15 protein-coding genes are annotated in these 16,075 nt (G+C 70.7%); 6 read left to right on the top strand and 9 right to left on the bottom strand.

Annotated elements, in window-relative coordinates; all coding sequences use genetic code 11:
- Positions 1–5: 5 nt before the first annotated feature.
- The gene (locus tag O7631_RS14480; RefSeq protein ID WP_278144691.1) at positions 6–1,034 is read right to left on the bottom strand and encodes an LLM class flavin-dependent oxidoreductase; all 1,029 of its coding nucleotides are present in this window, start codon (positions 1,032–1,034) and stop codon (positions 6–8) included.
- Positions 1,027–2,076 (bottom strand): LLM class flavin-dependent oxidoreductase, encoded by a 1,050-nt coding sequence (locus tag O7631_RS14485; RefSeq protein ID WP_278144692.1) that lies wholly within the window; start codon positions 2,074–2,076, stop codon positions 1,027–1,029. The genes O7631_RS14480 and O7631_RS14485 overlap by 8 nt, the downstream gene beginning before the upstream one ends.
- A 112-nt stretch (positions 2,077–2,188) precedes the next feature.
- On the opposite strand from O7631_RS14485, the gene O7631_RS14490 reads away from it, so the two are divergent.
- The 4 genes from O7631_RS14490 to O7631_RS14505 all read left to right on the top strand — a co-directional run bounded on the left by O7631_RS14490 (position 2,189) and on the right by O7631_RS14505 (position 6,705).
- Positions 2,189–2,680: a MarR family transcriptional regulator gene (locus O7631_RS14490; RefSeq protein WP_278144693.1), complete on the top strand. Its 492-nt coding sequence runs from the start codon at positions 2,189–2,191 to the stop codon at positions 2,678–2,680.
- Positions 2,681–2,846: 166 nt separating this feature from the next.
- Positions 2,847–4,808: an ABC transporter ATP-binding protein gene (locus O7631_RS14495; RefSeq protein WP_278144694.1), complete on the top strand. Its 1,962-nt coding sequence runs from the start codon at positions 2,847–2,849 to the stop codon at positions 4,806–4,808.
- Between the two features lie 92 nt (positions 4,809–4,900).
- Positions 4,901–6,046: a sensor histidine kinase gene (locus tag O7631_RS14500; RefSeq protein WP_278144695.1), complete on the top strand. Its 1,146-nt coding sequence runs from the start codon at positions 4,901–4,903 to the stop codon at positions 6,044–6,046.
- Entirely contained in the window at positions 6,043–6,705 is a 663-nt protein-coding gene (locus tag O7631_RS14505; protein ID WP_269680228.1) for a response regulator transcription factor, read from the top strand. Before O7631_RS14500 ends, O7631_RS14505 begins: the two co-directional genes overlap by 4 nt.
- Positions 6,706–6,712: 7 nt before the next feature.
- On the opposite strand, the gene O7631_RS14510 is transcribed toward O7631_RS14505, so the two are convergent.
- Entirely contained in the window at positions 6,713–7,132 is a 420-nt protein-coding gene (locus O7631_RS14510; protein ID WP_278144696.1) for a DUF6223 family protein, read from the bottom strand.
- Between the two features lie 156 nt (positions 7,133–7,288).
- Complete coding sequence (locus O7631_RS14515; protein ID WP_278144697.1) at positions 7,289–8,050, bottom strand: hypothetical protein; 762 nt, start codon at positions 8,048–8,050, stop codon at positions 7,289–7,291.
- Between the two features lie 345 nt (positions 8,051–8,395).
- Between O7631_RS14515 and argS the strand changes: the two genes are divergently transcribed.
- The gene (gene argS / locus O7631_RS14520) at positions 8,396–10,114 is read left to right on the top strand and encodes an arginine--tRNA ligase (protein WP_278144698.1); all 1,719 of its coding nucleotides are present in this window, start codon (positions 8,396–8,398) and stop codon (positions 10,112–10,114) included.
- Positions 10,115–10,129: 15 nt separating this feature from the next.
- Here argS and O7631_RS14525 read toward each other — a convergent pair whose 3' ends face one another.
- The 3 genes from O7631_RS14525 to O7631_RS14535 all read right to left on the bottom strand — a co-directional run bounded on the left by O7631_RS14525 (position 10,130) and on the right by O7631_RS14535 (position 13,108).
- A complete protein-coding gene (locus O7631_RS14525) occupies positions 10,130–10,471 on the bottom strand; it encodes a metalloregulator ArsR/SmtB family transcription factor (RefSeq protein WP_269680224.1) in 342 nt (113 codons plus the stop codon).
- A 226-nt stretch (positions 10,472–10,697) separates the two neighbouring features.
- On the bottom strand, positions 10,698–11,891 hold the full coding sequence (locus O7631_RS14530) for an endo-1,4-beta-xylanase (RefSeq protein ID WP_278144699.1): 1,194 nt from the start codon (positions 11,889–11,891) through the stop codon (positions 10,698–10,700).
- Between the two features lie 386 nt (positions 11,892–12,277).
- Positions 12,278–13,108: a PIG-L family deacetylase gene (locus O7631_RS14535; protein WP_278144700.1), complete on the bottom strand. Its 831-nt coding sequence runs from the start codon at positions 13,106–13,108 to the stop codon at positions 12,278–12,280.
- 224 nt (positions 13,109–13,332) lie between these two features.
- On the opposite strand from O7631_RS14535, the gene O7631_RS14540 reads away from it, so the two are divergent.
- The gene (locus O7631_RS14540) at positions 13,333–14,208 is read left to right on the top strand and encodes an alpha/beta hydrolase (protein WP_278144701.1); all 876 of its coding nucleotides are present in this window, start codon (positions 13,333–13,335) and stop codon (positions 14,206–14,208) included.
- A gap of 9 nt (positions 14,209–14,217) precedes the next feature.
- Here the strand turns inward: O7631_RS14540 and prfH are convergent, their stop codons facing one another.
- Together prfH and O7631_RS14550 are read right to left on the bottom strand one after the other, a co-directional pair.
- Positions 14,218–14,853, bottom strand: coding sequence for a peptide chain release factor H (gene prfH, locus O7631_RS14545; protein WP_278144702.1), 636 nt, complete (start codon positions 14,851–14,853; stop codon positions 14,218–14,220).
- Complete coding sequence (locus O7631_RS14550; protein ID WP_278144703.1) at positions 14,850–16,013, bottom strand: RNA ligase RtcB family protein; 1,164 nt, start codon at positions 16,011–16,013, stop codon at positions 14,850–14,852. Before O7631_RS14550 ends, prfH begins: the two co-directional genes overlap by 4 nt.
- Between the last annotated feature and the right edge of the window lie 62 nt (positions 16,014–16,075).

A 16,075-nucleotide genomic window follows, 5' to 3' on the forward strand; every position in this document is an offset into this window, starting at 1 on the left:
GCTGATCAGGCCAGGATGTCGCGGACCATCGGGATCACCGTGGAGCCGTACAGCTCCACGGCGCGCATCCGGGCGCTCGCCGGTTGTGCGCCGGCCGAGTAGATGAGGTCGAACCGGCCGACACCGAGGCTGCGGATCGCACGGGCCATCCGGCGGGCCACGGTTTCCGGGGAGCCGATGTAGAGGGAACCGTTCTCCACCTCGGAGTCGAACTCCTGCCGGCGGATCGGCGGCCAGCCGCGCAGTTTGCCGATGCGGTCCCGCATGACCCGGTAGTGCGGCCAGTAGATCTCCTTGGCCTCCTCGTCGGTGTCGGCGATGAAGCCCGGCGAGTGCATGCCGACCGGGTGGGCGGTCGTGCCGAGCTGGTCGGCCGCCCGGCGGTACAGGTCGATGTAGGGCGCGAACCGCTCGGGGGCGCCACCGATGATGGCGAGCATGAGCGGGAGGCCGTACTGGGCGGTGCGGACCACCGATTGCGGCGAGCCACCGACGCCGACCCAGGTGTCCAGGTGACCCGACTCGGTCTTCGGGAAGACGTCGGCGTTCTCCAGCGGTGCCCGCAGGGTGCCGCTCCAGGTCACCGGCTTCTCGTCCAGCAACTTCACGAACAGTTCGATCTTCTCCTCGAACAGCGTGTCGTAGTCGCGCAGGTCGTAACCGAAGAGAGGGAACGACTCGGTGAACGAGCCGCGACCGAGGATGACCTCGGCGCGGCCGTTCGACAGCGCGTCCACGGTGGCGAAGCGCTGAAACACGCGTACCGGGTCGTCCGAACTCAGCACTGTCACGCCGGAGGCCAGCCGGATCCGGGAGGTACGGGTGGCGATGCCGGCCAGCACCGTCTCCGGCGTGGAGACCGAGTACTCCGGCCGGTGGTGCTCGCCGAGGGCGATGACGTCGACGCCGAGTTGGTCGGCGAGCACCGCCTCGTCGACGACCTGCCGGATCGCCGCGGCGTGGGAGACGAGCTTGCCGGAGTCGTCCTGCGGTACGTCGCCGAACGTGTCGAGGCCGAACAGAACGTCAGACATGGGTGGGCTCCTTTGCCAACAGCTCGCGGACCCGCGGAGCGACCTCGCTGCCGAGCAGTTCGATGGTGCGCGCGCGTGCGTCGCGGGGGAGGTGCATGATGTCGTACTTCAGGTCGAAGCGGCTCAGCCGCAGGTCGCGGGCGACTCTGGCGATCTTCTGCGCCACGGTCTCGGGCGATCCGACGAAGAGCGCCCCGTGGTCGATTTCCGCCTCGTAGCGTGCGCGGTCCGGTTTGTAGAAGCCACGCTCGCGGGCGAGCGCCGCCGCGACCGGCTGCCAGTACCGCCACCACGTCTCCACCGCCTCCTCGTCGGTGTCGGCGACAAGGCCGAGAGAGTGCTGCCCGATTGGCTGCGGGGTATGCCCGAACTGTTCGAGCGCCTTGGTGTAGAGGTCCACGTGGCCGGCGAACCGCTGGGGTCGCCCGCCGATGATCGCGAGCATGAGCGGGAGGCCGTGTCGGGCGGCGCGGACCACCGAGCTCGGGCTTCCCCCGACGCCGATCCAGGTCGGGATGCCGCCGGGTCGCATCCGGGGGTGCAGGCGCTGGTCGACCAGTGCGCTTCGCACCGTTCCGGACCAGGTGACCGGTTCGTCGCGCTGAAGTCGGAGGAAGAGATCCAGCTTCTCCTCGAACAGTCGCTCGTAGTCGGCCAGGTCGAAACCGAACAGCGGGAACGACTCGGTCGCCGAGGCGCGGCCGAGGACCATCTGGGCGCGGCCGTTCGAGACGGCGTCGAGGGTCGCGAACTCGTGGTACAGGCGTACCGGATCGTTGGTGCTGAGCACCGTGACCGAGGTGCCGAGGCGGATCCGCTCGGTCGCCGTCGCGGCTGCCGCGAGCAACACGGGTGTCGCGGAGTCGTTGTGACCCTCCCGGTAGTGCTCGCCCAGGCTGAACACGTCGAGTCCGACCGACTCGGCGAGTCGTGCCTCGGTCACGAGCAGCCGTACGGTCTCGGCGTCGCTCAGGACGCGGTCGCCGTCGGTGGCCACCTCGCCGAACGAGTTGAGCCCCAGCTCGAAGTCTGCAGCTGCCATCGTCTCCTCCTCGGTGCTCTCGCAGCCGGCGATCCACGGAAGCAGACCTACCGGTTGACGTGTCAATGATGCTAACTTGGCGATTGACGCGTCAATTCCCGGGGAGGGTGAGATGACGGAGACCACACCCGGCCGGCGGGCCGGCCGCCAACTCCCGACCGCCGAGGAGTTGCGGATCTGGCGGACCTTCATCGAGACGACGGCAGCGCTGAGCTCCCGACTCGAATCCCGTCTCCAGGGCGACTCCTCGCTCTCGACCGGGGACTACGCCGTGCTCCTCGCTCTCAGCGAGGCGGAGGGGCAGTCGATGCGGTCGTCCGAACTCGCCGCACACATCGGATGGGAACGCAGCCGCCTGTCCCACCACCTGGGGCGGATGGAGCGCCGTGGTCTCATCCGCCGCCAGGAGTGCGCGACAGTGCCCCGAGGGGCGGAGGTGCTGCTCACCACGACCGGCGCCGAGGCGTTCGGAGGGGCCACCTTTCCGCACCTACGCGCCATCCGCGAGCTGTTCGTCGACGCGCTCACACCGGATCAGATCGTCGCGGCGGGCGAGATCGCGACAGCGCTGCAGAGGAATCTCGACGCCCTCGACAAGGAATGACCGAGGGTCCGACGCTACGACCTGGATCACCGCGAACTGACTGCGAGTGATCATCTGATTGCCGAGAGCAACATCAGGGTGGTCCAATCCTCCAGAAACCGCCACTCCGACCGCTGACCGCCGACCGGCGGACTGGCGACGGCTGCGCCGCCCGGGAGGTACGCCCATGATCGAGACCGCCACCGCAGGGACCCGACCGACTCCACCGAACCAGCGGGCGGAGTCGGTGCTGCCGGAGTTGCGCGAGATGTGGTGGGAGACGGGGGTGCGGGCGCGGGCGGAGGCCGGTGTCTTCGCCGTGTTCGCGGAACTGCCCAGGCTCGTTCGGACAGCGCTGGGCATCAGCTGGCGCGCGGACCGACTTCGTACCGGCGTGGTGGCCGCCGCGACGGTCGGCGCGGGGGTGATGGCGGCCTTCGGGTTGTTGGCCACGCAGCGGGTCCTCGTCGAGTTGTTCGCCGGCGGACCGACCGCCGACAAGGTGCGGGCGGCGTTGCCCGCACTGGCCGTGCTGGCGGCGACGGTCGCGCTTCGCGCCGGCATGGGCATCGCCACCGGGTACGCGCAGAACGGGCTGACGCCCCGGGTGAGCCGCGAGGTGGAGCGAGGGCTGTTCGAGGTGTCGACGGCAGTCCGGTTGGAGGCGTTCGACGCCGACGCGTTCGCCGACGACATGGAACGCGCCTCCCGGGGGACCGAGTCGACGATTGGGTTGGTGCAGGCGTCGATGAACCTGCTCGCCGGGTTGGCCGGGCTCCTGGCCGTGGCCGCCGCCGTCGTCATCATCCACCCGTTGCTGCTGGTGGCGCTGGTGGTCGCCACGGTGCCCAACGCCTGGGCGTCGCTGCGGTCCGGGCACCTGCGGTACCGGACGTACACCGCCGGTTCGGTGCGTCGGCGTCGACTGTGGTTGCTGCACAAGCTGATGGCCGAACGCGCCTCGGCGCCGGAGCTGCGCTCGTACGGGCTGCGCGGATTCCTGCTCGACCAGTACGACCGGGTGATGCGGGTGGAGACCGACATCCAACTCGCCCTCGCCCGCCGGGTCACCACGACCACCACCGTCGGGGCGCTCATCGGCGGTCTCGCCACGGGCACCGTGTACGTCCTGCTCGGGTTGCTGCTCCTGGACGGGCAGATCCCTCTCGCCGCCGCGGCGACCTGCGTCATCGCTGTGCAGTCCGCCCAGCGATCCCTGGCCATCGCCACCTTCCAGGTCGACCACGTCTACACCGAAGGGCAGCACTTCGGTGACTACACGGGCTTCATGGCGCGGGCCGCCGCGTACCTGCCGAAGGCCACCCGACCCGGCGCCGGTGCCGACGCCGAACGGCTGCGCGAGTTGAGCGTCCGGGACGTGAGTCTGCGCTACCCCGACCGGGACACCCCGGCCGTGGACGGCGTCACGTTGCGGATCACCGCGGGGCAGACGGTCGCGTTCGTGGGCGAGAACGGCTCGGGCAAGACGACCCTCGCCGCGATGATCGCCGGTCTTCGCGTACCCGGCGAGGGCACCATCGAGTGGAACGGCCGACAGTTGTCGGACTGGGACGTCGACGGGCTGCGCGGTCGGATCGCCGTGGTGACGCAGGAATACCACAAGTGGCCGTTCACCGCCGCCACCAACATCGCCATCGGCGACGTGGATACCGAGGCCCGGCAGGAGCGCATCGAGGCCGCCGCCGCCCGCGCGGTGGCCCACCACATGATCAACGAGCTTCCCCACGGGTACGAGACACTGCTCGACCGCACCTTCGCGCGGGGTCAGGATCTCTCCGGCGGGCAGTGGCAGCGCATCACCGCAGCCCGTGGCTTCCTGCGCGACGCCGAACTGCTGATCATGGACGAGCCGTCCTCAGCGCTCGACCCCCGCGCCGAGGACGCCCTGTTCCAGGCCATCCGTGACCGGCGAGGTCGCGCCACCACGATCCTCATCACGCACCGACTCGCGAACGTCCGCCACGCCGACCGGATCTTCGTCCTGCACCACGGTCGGCTGGTCGAGGCCGGCACACACGACGCCCTGGTCGCCACCGGCGGCCGGTACGCCGAACTGTTCGCCCTCCAGGCCGCCGGCTACGACACCAGCCCGGCCGGGGATCCCCGGCCGCCCTCGGCCTCCCGCTGACCACCAACATCGGCGCGGACGGGCCGTCTCCTCGGGCGCACCCAGCGGTTCGGCGGTTCTCCGCCGGTCGTGGGGAGGTTAGGCTGCGGTCCATGTCGGGGTCGCGGTGGCGTGGTCGGTCGACGGACGTCGCCCTGGTGCTCGCCGTCGGTCTGGTCGCCCTCGTCGGTCTGGTGGTGCAGTCGCGCGGCATCGACACCGTCGCCGAGTGGGCGGCACTGCCGGTGGTGCTGGCCTCCTCCGCCGCGCTGTCCGTCCGCCGCCGCCACCCGGTGCCGGTGGGCCTCGTGGCGCTCGCCGCCGTCGGCGCGTACGGGGCGTTGCTGCACAAGCCCGGCCCGATCATGGTGGTGTTCGTCGTGGCGCTCTACACGGTCGTCGACGAGGGTCATCTCCGGGTCGCCGTCGGTCTGGGTCTCGCCTCGGTGATCGCCTTCGCCGTCGCGGACAGCTACAACCGATCCCCGGACACCATGAACGGGGCGACGCTGCTGCACGCCGGTTGGCTCGTCGCGGTCATCGTCGGGGTCACCCGCAACCGCCGTGCCTACCTCGCGGAAGCACAGGCCCGGGCAGTGGCGGCCAAGCAGCGGACGGAGGAGGAGGCGCGGCGACGCGCCACCGAGGAGCGACTGCGCATCGCGCGCGAACTGCACGACGTCCTCGGCCACCACCTCTCGCTGATCAACGTCCAGGCCAGTGCCGCCCTGCACCGACCGGACCCCACCCGGTCCGAGCAGGCGCTCACCGCGATCAAGGAAGCCAGCAAGGAGACGCTGCGTGAGTTGCGAACGACGCTGGGGGCGCTACGGCAGGAGGGCGACGCGCCGGTCGTGCCCGCGCCGGGCCTGCGCCGCCTCGACGACCTGATCACGACGGTCGGGCGTTCCGAGGTGGACATCCGAACCGAGTTCGCTGAGGTCGGTTCGCTGCCGCCGGAGGTCGACCTGGCGGTGTACCGGATCGTCCAGGAGGCGCTCACCAACGTCACCCGGCACGCCAGGGCCGCCACCGCTGTGGTCCGGGTGCGATCCGACAGTGGTGACGTGCTGGTCGAGGTGGAGGACGACGGCACCGGCGCGCCCGGTGCGCCGGGCAGCGGAATCCTCGGCATGCACGAGCGGGCCCGCGCGCTCGGCGGCTCACTGACCACTGGTACGCGGCCGGACGGGGGATTCCGGGTCCACGCCCGCCTGCCGCTGCGTCCCCATCCGGCACCGACATCGGAGCCGGCGTGATCCGGCTGCTGATCGTCGACGACCAGACCCTGGTACGCGCGGGCTTCCGTTCCATCCTGGATGGTGAGGACGGCATCGAGGTGGTCGGCGAGGCGGCCGACGGGTCCGAGGCGGTGCGCCTCGCCGCGCAGCTGCGGCCCGACGTCGTCCTCATGGACATTCGCATGCCGGTGCGGGACGGCCTCGCCGCCACTGGGGAGATCGTGGCGAGCACCGAAGCCCGCGTGATCATCCTGACCACGTTCGACCTGGACGAATATGTCTACGGTGCGTTGCGGGCCGGCGCGAGCGGCTTCCTCGTGAAGGACACCGAGCCGGCGGAGCTGATCCACGGGGTCCGGGTGGTCGCCCGGGGCGACGCGCTGATCGCGCCGGCGATCACCCGCCGACTGATCGCCGAGTTCGCCACCCGGGCGACGCATCCGGACCCGAAACCGCGGTTGGGCGTGCTCACCGAGCGGGAGCGTGAGGTGCTGGCCCTGGTCGCCGCGGGCCTGTCCAACGACGAGATCGCCGCACGGCTGGTGCTCAGCCCGGCCACCGCCAAGACGCACGTCAGCCGGATCATGACCAAGTCGCAGGTGCGGGACCGGGCCCAGTTGGTGATCCTCGCCTACGAGTCCGGCCTGACCGTTCCCGCCTGGCTGGCCCGCTCCTGAGCCGGCCTCAGACGCTCAGCCGGCCGGTGCGGCGCGAGCGGGCCAGGGCGAGCCCACCGAGGACGACGCCGGCCAGCCCGACCACCAGTGCCACAAACGCGCCACCCCGCCCGTTGCCGGTGCCGACACCACCGTCGGAGGTGGCCACCACCAGCGCCCCGAGAACCAGACCGAGCAGACCCGACGCCAGGGCCAGCACACCCCCGAGCCGCCCGGATCCGGTGCCGACGCGACTGGCCGGGCGGGCCAGGGCCAGCCCACCGACGACAGTGCCGACCAGCCCCAGCAGGACCGCCACTGTGGCACCGAGCCGCCCGGAGCTCATGGTGAGAGCCGTGGCGGCGGTGGGCTGGACGGACATGTGCGCCGCCGGCTCGACCGCCGGCGAAGCGGTCACGGCGGCGGCGAGCAGATGGTGGACGGACATCATGTTTCCCCTTGGTCGGCAGGACGGGTGACACGCAGCAGCGTATGAACGGGAGTGCGTGTGAGTCGTCATGCCGGAGATGCTGATGGCCCTACCGCCGGCGATGTATGCCCGCCCGCCGTCGTACCGCGGTGGTTGTCGTCGACCGGGCGGGGGTCACCCCTGCCACGTGTCGATCGTCTTCGCGCCGTCGCGGACGACCCGGTCCAGGATGGTGGGGTTGCCGCTGGTGCCCTCCCACCCCTGGTCGTTGAAGACCGTCACCGCCTTGCCGACCCGGGCCACGGCGATCTGGCTGGACGCGGTCTCGCCGGTGCGGTCTCCGTTCAGGCTCGTCTCGGCCCAGGTGCGGGTCAGCAGGAGCGCCTCGTCGCCGACGCCGGTCAGCGGCTCGCTCTTGACGGTGACCCGGTTTCCGGACTGGTCGTAGGCGGGGCACGCCCGCACGTCGGTGCGCAGACGTCCCAGGTACGCCGACGCGCCGTCGCCGTCGAAGGTGAAGATGACCTGGTGGATCATGCCCTGCGGAGTGTTGGTTTCCGGCTCGCCGGCTTTCTTGTAGGTGACCGTCATCGCGGCGCTCGCCGTGACCTGCCGACCCCCGGTCCCGAACTCGTTGCCGCACATCGTCGGTAGGGCATCCGTCACCGGCGTCGTCCGCCGGGGGGACTTCCGCAACTCGGTCGGCAACTCGACGAAGGCCGACGTCGGGATGGTCGCCGGAGTGCCGGCGCTCGGCGTCAGCCCGTCGGTCGGGTTCACCGACGCCGAGGTGACCGTCGGGGCCGCCATCGAGGGGGTCGAGTCCGGGGTGTCCTCGGTGGACGTGCAGGCTGTCAGTGCGATGCCTCCCACCAGCGGAATCAACGCGAGGACGCTGCGCGTGCGGGCGGTCGGCATCGGTCGGTGTCGGCTCATGATCCTCCCTCGGTTGTCCCGGACAGTTTCCTGCGACGAGGCCGCCGAAACGACTACACACCGCTGTCGGACGGTAACCGGACCTGCCGAAACCGGGGTGCCGCCACACCGGGACAGCCGTTAGGCTGCTGCCATGACCAGCGTGATCGTGCCCTGCACCGGAGCGTCGTGTGACGTCCTGGTGGGTGCGCGACGCCGGCGATCCGTCGCCCGCCCGCGCTGACCTGTTCTCCTGCGACCGGCGGTTCGAGCCGCCGGTCACCGACTGGTCGTTCCCGGTCCGCCCGCATCTCCCCGTTCGACGGCTCGCGTGACAGCGCGGGTCCGAGTGAGATCGGCGTACTCATGGATCTTGAAAAATTGTTGTCCGACCGGCTGGCACCGGCGTTCGCGCAGGTGGCCGGTGGCCCGGTCGACCCGCTCGTGCGGCGGTCTCCGCGCGCGGACTTCCAGTCCGACGCGGCGCTGGCGCTGGCCCGGCGGCTCGGTCGCCCGCCGCGCGACATCGCCGCCGCGGTCCTAAAGCGCGCGGTGCTCGACGACGTCTGCGCGTCGGCGGAGGTCTCCGGGCCGGGTTTCCTCAATCTGACCATCGCCGACCGGGCACTGGCCGACCTGGCCGCCGGGCTGGCCGGCGACTCCCGGCTCGGGGTGCCGTCCACGACCGCGCCGCAGACCGTTGTGGTCGACTACTCGGCGCCGAACGTGGCCAAGGAGATGCACGTGGGGCACCTGCGGTCCACGGTCATCGGCGACGCGGCGGTACGGCTGCTGGAGTGGCTCGGGCACCGGGTGGTGCGGGTCAACCACCTGGGCGACTGGGGTACGCCGTTCGGCATGCTCATCGAGCACCTGGCCGACCTCGGCGAGGCGGAGGCGGCGCACGAACTGTCGATGGGTGACCTGGACGCGTTCTACCGGGCGGCCCGGCTGAAGTTCGACGCCGACGAGGCGTTCCGGGAACGGTCCCGGTCGCGGGTGGTGGCACTGCAGGGCGGCGATGAGCGGACGCTACGGCTGTGGCGGTTGCTGGTGGAGCAGTCCGAGCGGTACTTCCTGACCGTGTACGACCTGCTCGACGTGACGCTGTCCGCTGGCGACTTCCTGGGCGAGAGCGCCTACAACGACCTGCTCGCCGGTGTCGTCGACGACCTGGACGGGTTGGGGCTGTTGACGCCCAGCGACGGGGCCGACTGCGTGTTCCCAACCGGTTTCGTCGGTCGCGGCGGGGACCCGTTGCCGCTGATCGTGCGCAAGAGCGACGGTGGGTACGGCTATCCGGCGACCGACCTGGCCGCATTGCGGCAGCGCACCGGCGAGCTGGGCGCGACCCGGCTGGTGTACGTCGTCGGGCTGCCACAGCGGCAGCACTTCGCGATGGTGTTCGCCGTCGCCCGGGCCGCCGGTTGGCTGAGCCCGCCGGCTCACGCCGAACATCTGGGCTTCGGTTCGATCCTCGGCGCCGACGGGCGGATGCTGCGCAGCCGGACCGGTGGGTCGGTGAAGCTGGTCGGGCTCCTGGAGGAGGCGGTGGCCCGCGCCAGCGACCTGGCACGGAGCCGGAACCCGGAGCTGGACGCCGGGGCCGCCACCGAGATCGGTCGCGCCGTCGGCATCGGCGCGATCAAGTACGCCGACCTGTCCACCGATCGGACGAAGGACTACGTCCTGGACTGGGAGCGGATGCTCTCGCTGGACGGCAACACCGCGCCCTACCTCCAGTACGCGTACGCCCGTGTCCGGTCGATGTTCCGGCGGGCCGACGGGGATGCCCGGCTGGACGCGCCAGTCGTGCTCGCCCTGCCGGCAGAGCGGGCGTTGACGATCGAGCTGCTCGGTTTCGCCGGGGTGGTCACCGCTGTGGAGCGGACCCTCGAATTCCACCAACTCGCCGGTTACCTGCACCGACTCGCCACGGCGTTCAACGCGTTCTACGAGCACTGCCCGGTGCTACGTGCCGCGGACGACGTGAGGGAGAGTCGGCTGTTGCTGGCCGAGCTGACTGCCCGGACGCTTCGGCAGGGGTTGCACCTGCTCGGCATCCGAACCGTCGATCGGATGTGACGAGGCGGCGTCCGGTCAGCGAGCCCTCTTCGTCGCCCGTTTCCGGGGCGGCGTCAGCAGGTCGGCGATCTGCGCGATGGCGGAGGGCACCAGGCGGTAGTACGCCCAGACCCCGCGCTTGTCGCGCTCCAGCAGGCCGGCCTCGGTGAGGATCCGCAGGTGATGACTCACCGTCGGCTGGGAGAGGTTGAGCGCCCCGGTGAGGTCGCTGACGGAGGCCTCACCGTCCGGCGCCGACTGGATCAGGCTGAGCAGCCGGAGTCGCGCCGGGTCGGCGAACGCCTTCAGCACCCCGGCGAGTCGCTCGGCATCGGCCCGCTTGATTGGGTCGCCGGTGAGCGGCGAGATGGCAGGCATGGCAGTCTTCGCAGTTCCCACGCCTGCCATAGTGACACCAAAACCATCGATAAACCGGTAGAACCGGCACCAGCACCCCCGATGGCGTACGGATGGCGCAACGGTCCGGCCGAACGTGAGTCGAACGCCGCCGTCCGTGGTGAGGTAGGGACCGTGTGGGGCTCCGCCGCGCCCCACACGGTCCCTACGCCGACGCGCGTGTCGCCGGATCAGCCGGGCCGTCGGGTCAGCGGCGCGGCTTGGGTGCGATCCGAGGCAGCACGTACGGCGGCCCAGCAAAGATCAGGTCGGACTTCAACTCGTTGTACGCCCGCTTGGGCTGGTAGTTCTCGTCGTAGATGGTGGCCAGGCCCTCCGGCGGGTCGTTGAACCAGTCCGGCACCCAGGAGTACTTGTCGCTGAAACCCCAGACCGTGTACGACAGGCAGCTCCGCACGGCGAGGCACGCCTTCATCAACACGCTGAAGTTGGCGGCCGACGCCTGCAACCGGGGGTTGATCTCCTCCGAGTTGCCGGCCCGGACGGCCTCCGTCATCTGACTACGGACGTCGACCTCGGTGAACGCGGTGGCGACGCCGAGCCCGCTGAACTTCTTCAACGCGGCGGTCACCTGGAGGGTGTCGAAGTTGCCGTACTGGGTGCCCAGGTGGCCCTGGGCGCCGACGCCGTCGATCGGGACACCCTGGGCGCGCAGACCCTTGGTCATGTCGTAGACGAACTGCGTCTTGTCGTCGGCCGGGTTGCCGGAGCCGAAGGCCTCGATGTTGTAGTCGTTGTAGAACAGCAGGGCCTTGGGGTCGGCCGCCCGCGCCCAGCGGAACGAGTCGGCGATGTAGTCGGGCCCGAGGTTCTGCGCCCAGAAGCCCTTGTAGTGCAGGGTCGACGGGGTGTCCCACGGGTCGCTGACGGCCTCGTTGACCACGTCCCACTGCCAGATCTTGCCCTTGTAGCGGTTGACGACGGTGGTGATGTGCTTGCGCAGCAGCTCGCGCAGCTCCTGCTTACTGATCGAGCCGTCGGCGACGCCGCTGGTCAACCAGGCGGGCAACTGGTTGTGCCAGACCAGCACGTGACCGCGCACGCTCTGCCGGTTGCGCTTGGCGAACTCCACGAACTGGTCGGCGGCCGCCCAGTTGTAGGTGCCGCGGGTGGGCTCCAGGACCTCCCACTTCATCACGTTCTCGGCGGTGACCGAGGCGAACTCGGAGGACGCCAGCGCGCGGTACCGCGGGTCGCCGGCGTCGTTGAGGGCATCCATGTTCACCGCGGTGCCGACGTGCAGGCCGTGGCGGAGACCCAGGGCGCCGAGGCTCTGCGCCGTCGGGTCGTACGGCCGGCTCGCGGTGGCCGGCACGGTGTTCAACGCCGCGACGGTCGCGACGGCGACCACTCCGACGGTGGTCCACTGTCTCAGCTTCATGTGCCTTCCCTTCCAGACCCTTGATCGACAATTGTCGATCAATAAGGTGCGGGTCCGGTCATGGCGGATAAGGAGCGGATTCGGGGCGGAGCGGCCGGGCGCGGCCGGAGGGCCGGTAGTTCCGGCCGGTGACCGGAAACCTGCTCGAAACGTTAAGGCCGTCTATGTCCGGGCGTCAACGCTGAAAACTTCCGGAAATTCGTCATATGACCTGCGCGGCCTTGCGCAACAGCACCGCGAAACTTTCAGTGGCTGGGGGCGCGCTGCGCTCAGCGCCTTATCGGTCGGTCCGATACCGTCGCCCACGTGATCGGGCGACGCGGGCAGGAACGCCGGCCGGACGGCCGACGATGCCCGACGTCGCTACGGGAGCTGATCCGCGTTGGTCAGCGCAGGCCGGCGAAGAGGTCGTCCTCGGGGGTCGGCGCGCCCGTCCGGTCGCGGACCCGCACGAAGGTCTCCACGCCCATCAGCTCGGTGAACCGGTCGCGGCCCAGTTGCAGGAAGAAGATGTTCTCGGTCTGACTGGCGTGGGCGGCCAACGCGTCGAACTTCTGCCCGCCGTAGCTGTTCGCATCCACCCAGGTGGTGATCTCGTCGTCCGGCAGGCCGAGCTGCGGCATCGGCTCCGCCGCCTCGTCCGGCTCGGCCCAGTCGACGCCGAGCTCCCGCATGATCCGGCCGAACTGCTCGAACGCCGTACGCGGCACGGTGGTCCAGTAGACCTTCGCCGGGCTGTCGGTCAGCTCGACGGCCGCCATCGTGATCCGGTGCGCCTGGATGTGGTCCGGGTGGCCGTAGAAGCCGTTCTCGTCGTACGTGACGATGACATCTGGTTGGTACTGCCGGATCAACTCCGCGAGCCGGCCCGCCGCCTCCGCCACCGGCGTCGTCCAGAACGCGCCGGGCTGGTCGTTGGTCGACCACCCCATCATCCCCGAGTCGGCGTAACCGAGCGTCTCCAGGTGGCTGACCTTCAACACCGCGCAGCTGGCCTCCAGCTCGGCCCGACGCATCGCCACGACGGCGGCCGGGTCGTGCCCCGGGTCGCCCGGCTTCACCCCGCCCGGGCCGTCGCCGCACCGCCCGTCGGTGCAGGTCACGAGCACTGTCGTGATCCCCTCGTCGGCATAGCGGGCCAGCACGCCGCCGGTGCTCGTCGCCTCGTCGTCGGGGTGGGCGTGCACCGCCATCAGGGTCAGAGGTCGCTCAGCCATGCCATCACCCTACGGCGAGGCCCCGACGGCCCGCCGGGCCCTGTCGGACCTCGCCCGCGAGCAGGCCCGCATCCTACCCAGCCCGGCACCGGCTCAGCGAAGCTTGGGCAACCGGCCGTCCGGCACGGCGCCGGCTCCTACATTCGATAGGACCAGCAGCTCAGAGCAGGTCCGACGCGGGAGAGAGGTCGATGACGGTGGCCGGTGCGGGATCGTTCACGGATGTGCGACAGATCGATGCCGGTGTCCTGAACGTGGGGTACGTGGACGCCGGGCCGCCCGACGGCCCCGCCGCGATCCTGCTGCACGGCTGGCCGTACGACATCCACAGTTTCGTCGACGTCGTACCGCTGCTCACCGCGGCCGGTTACCGGGTCGTCGTGCCGTACCTGCGGGGCTACGGCACCACCCGTTTCCTCTCCGACGGCGCCGTGCGAAACGGCGAACCGGCCGCCATGGGGCTCGATCTCGTCGCGCTCATGGACGCCCTGCACATCGACAGCGCCAAGCTGGCCGGGTTCGACTGGGGTGCGCGGACGGCGGACGTCGTGGCCGCGTTGTGGCCCGAGCGGTGCCAGGGCCTGGTCTCGGTGAGCGGTTACCTCATCGCCGGCCGGGAATCGGGCCGGGCGCCGTTGCCGCCGAAGGCGGAACTGGCGTGGTGGTACCAGTACTACTTCGCCACCGAGCGTGGCCGGGCGGGCTACGACAAGAACCGTCGTGACTTCAACAAGCTGATCTGGCACACCGCGTCACCACAGTGGACGTTCGACGACGCGACGTTCGACCGCAGCGCCGCGGCATTCGACAACCCCGACCACGTCGACATCGTGGTGCACAACTACCGGTGGCGGCTGGCCCTCGCCGACGGCGAGCCACAGTACGACGAGGTGGAGCAACGCCTGGCCGCGCAGCCGAAGATCACCGTACCCAGCATCTCCATGGAGGGGGACGCCAACGGCGCGCCACACGTGGAGCCCAGCGTCTACGCCAAGCAGTTCACCGGGCGCTACGAGCACCGGACCATCGGCGGCGGTGTCGGGCACAACCTGCCGCAGGAGGCGCCGCAGGCGTTCGCGGACGCGGTGCTGGAGGTCTGACGGAGCCGGTCACCGGGAACGGCCCGGCCGCTGCGGCTCTGGACGCTCCACCCGGACGGGATCGCCGCGGACCAGGTCGTCGTGGATGCGCCAGCGGGCGGTGGTGACGGCACGTCGGGCCACCTCGTCGCCGTGCTCGACGCGCTGCCGCAGCAGGTTCAGGGCGATCCGCCGGTTGAGGCTGAACTGCCGCTCATCGTCCACGACCACGACGATGCCCGAGGGGCGGTGCGTCGCCCGTACCGCGGTGCTGGCCTTGTTGCGGTGCTGGCCGCCGGGCCCTCCGGTGCGGCAGCCGACGATGTCGACATCCGCCTCCGAGAACGTCGTCGGCACCGCGTCGAGGCGGGGGCGCTGGGCGGTGACGTACCAGTTCTTCCGACCGGTGCCCGTCCGGTAGGGGCTGGGGGCCTGCCAGCACAGCGTGCCGGTCCACGAGTCGGCGAACGCCTCCGCGTCGACACCGGAGATCTGGACGAGCACCGACCGGTGGGTGCCGGGCCGGTCGCCGGGCACCACCCGCACCTGCTCGATCGTCACTCCTCGACGGGTGCCCTCCGCCTTCAGGCGGTGCAGGAGCTGGGTCAGCGCCCAGGCGCATTCCCGTGGGCCGCGCCCGGCGGACAGCAGCAGGAGCACGCTCACGACCGCCCCCGCCCACCACGGTGGCCCCGCCGGTCGGTCCGGGCCGCGGGCCCGAGGTCGGCCGTCTTGTAGGTCACCAGCGGAATCGTGCTGGCGACCGGCGTGGCCAGTCGGTGCTCGACGAGGTCGGCGATCACCTGCTCGATGCGCTTGTACGCGGTGGGCGCCTCCTCGAAGAGGAGCTGGCGGTCACCACACACCACGAGTGAGCCCAGCGGCGTGCGGCGTAGCTCCTCGACGGTGTGCTTGGCCCGACCCCGCCGCAGCGCGTCGGAGCGCGACATCTTGCGGCCGGCGCCATGGGCGACGGAGAAGTTGGCGTCCGGCCCGGCATGGGCGGCCACCAGGTAGGACGGCGTTCCCCGGGTGCCGGCGACCAGGACGTCTCGGCCGTCACCCGGCGCCGCGCCCTTGCGGTGCAGGTAGACCCCGTCGCGGATCTCGACCAGGTTGTGGCACTGGTCGACGATCGGATCGGCGGGTTCGGCCCCCAGCGCGTACGCGACCCGGGCCGCCAGGACCCGGCGGTTGAGCGAACCCCAGCGCACCGCGTCGTCGTGCATCGTCAGGTAGGCGGCGGGATCGGGAGCGGCACCGGCGCCATGGGCCTCGGTGTGCCTCCGCAGGATCCGCTCCCCAAGACCACGGGAACCGCTGTGGACGACGAGCACCAGATCGTCCGCGTCGACACCGACACGAGCCGCGTGATCCGGGTCGAGGACGGGCCCGATCCGGGCCAGCTCGACGAAGTGGTTGCCACGGCCGACCGTCCCGAGGCCGTCGAGGTGACCGGCCGGGACGTCGCCCTCGACGACCGCCCAGGCCGGGTCGTCGGCGTCGAGCGCCCGATCGAGGTCGGGGAACCGTGCGGCCAGCCGCTCCGGTACGGCCCGCTTGAGCTTGATGGGGAACACGGCGATGCCACAGCCGATGTCGGACCCCACCAGGAACGGGTACAGCACCGTCGACGCCATGGCCGCGCCGATGGGAGCGCCCTTGCCCGGGTGCAGGTCCGGCATCCCGGCAACGTGGATCATGCCGTCGAGGGCGGCCACCTGCTGGCACTGGGCGAGCGCGTCGGACTCGATCCAGCTCGTGGGCGAGGCGAACACCGTGACGGTGGCGGGGTTGGACGAGGGCAGAGAGTAGTGCTGAATCAAGGAGAGCTCGCTTCTGACCGGGAGGACGTGGCAACGGACGAGTCACGCCGCCCGGGAAGGTG

Source organism: Micromonospora sp. WMMD967, from assembly GCF_029626165.1.
Classification (GTDB): domain Bacteria; phylum Actinomycetota; class Actinomycetes; order Mycobacteriales; family Micromonosporaceae; genus Micromonospora; species Micromonospora taraxaci.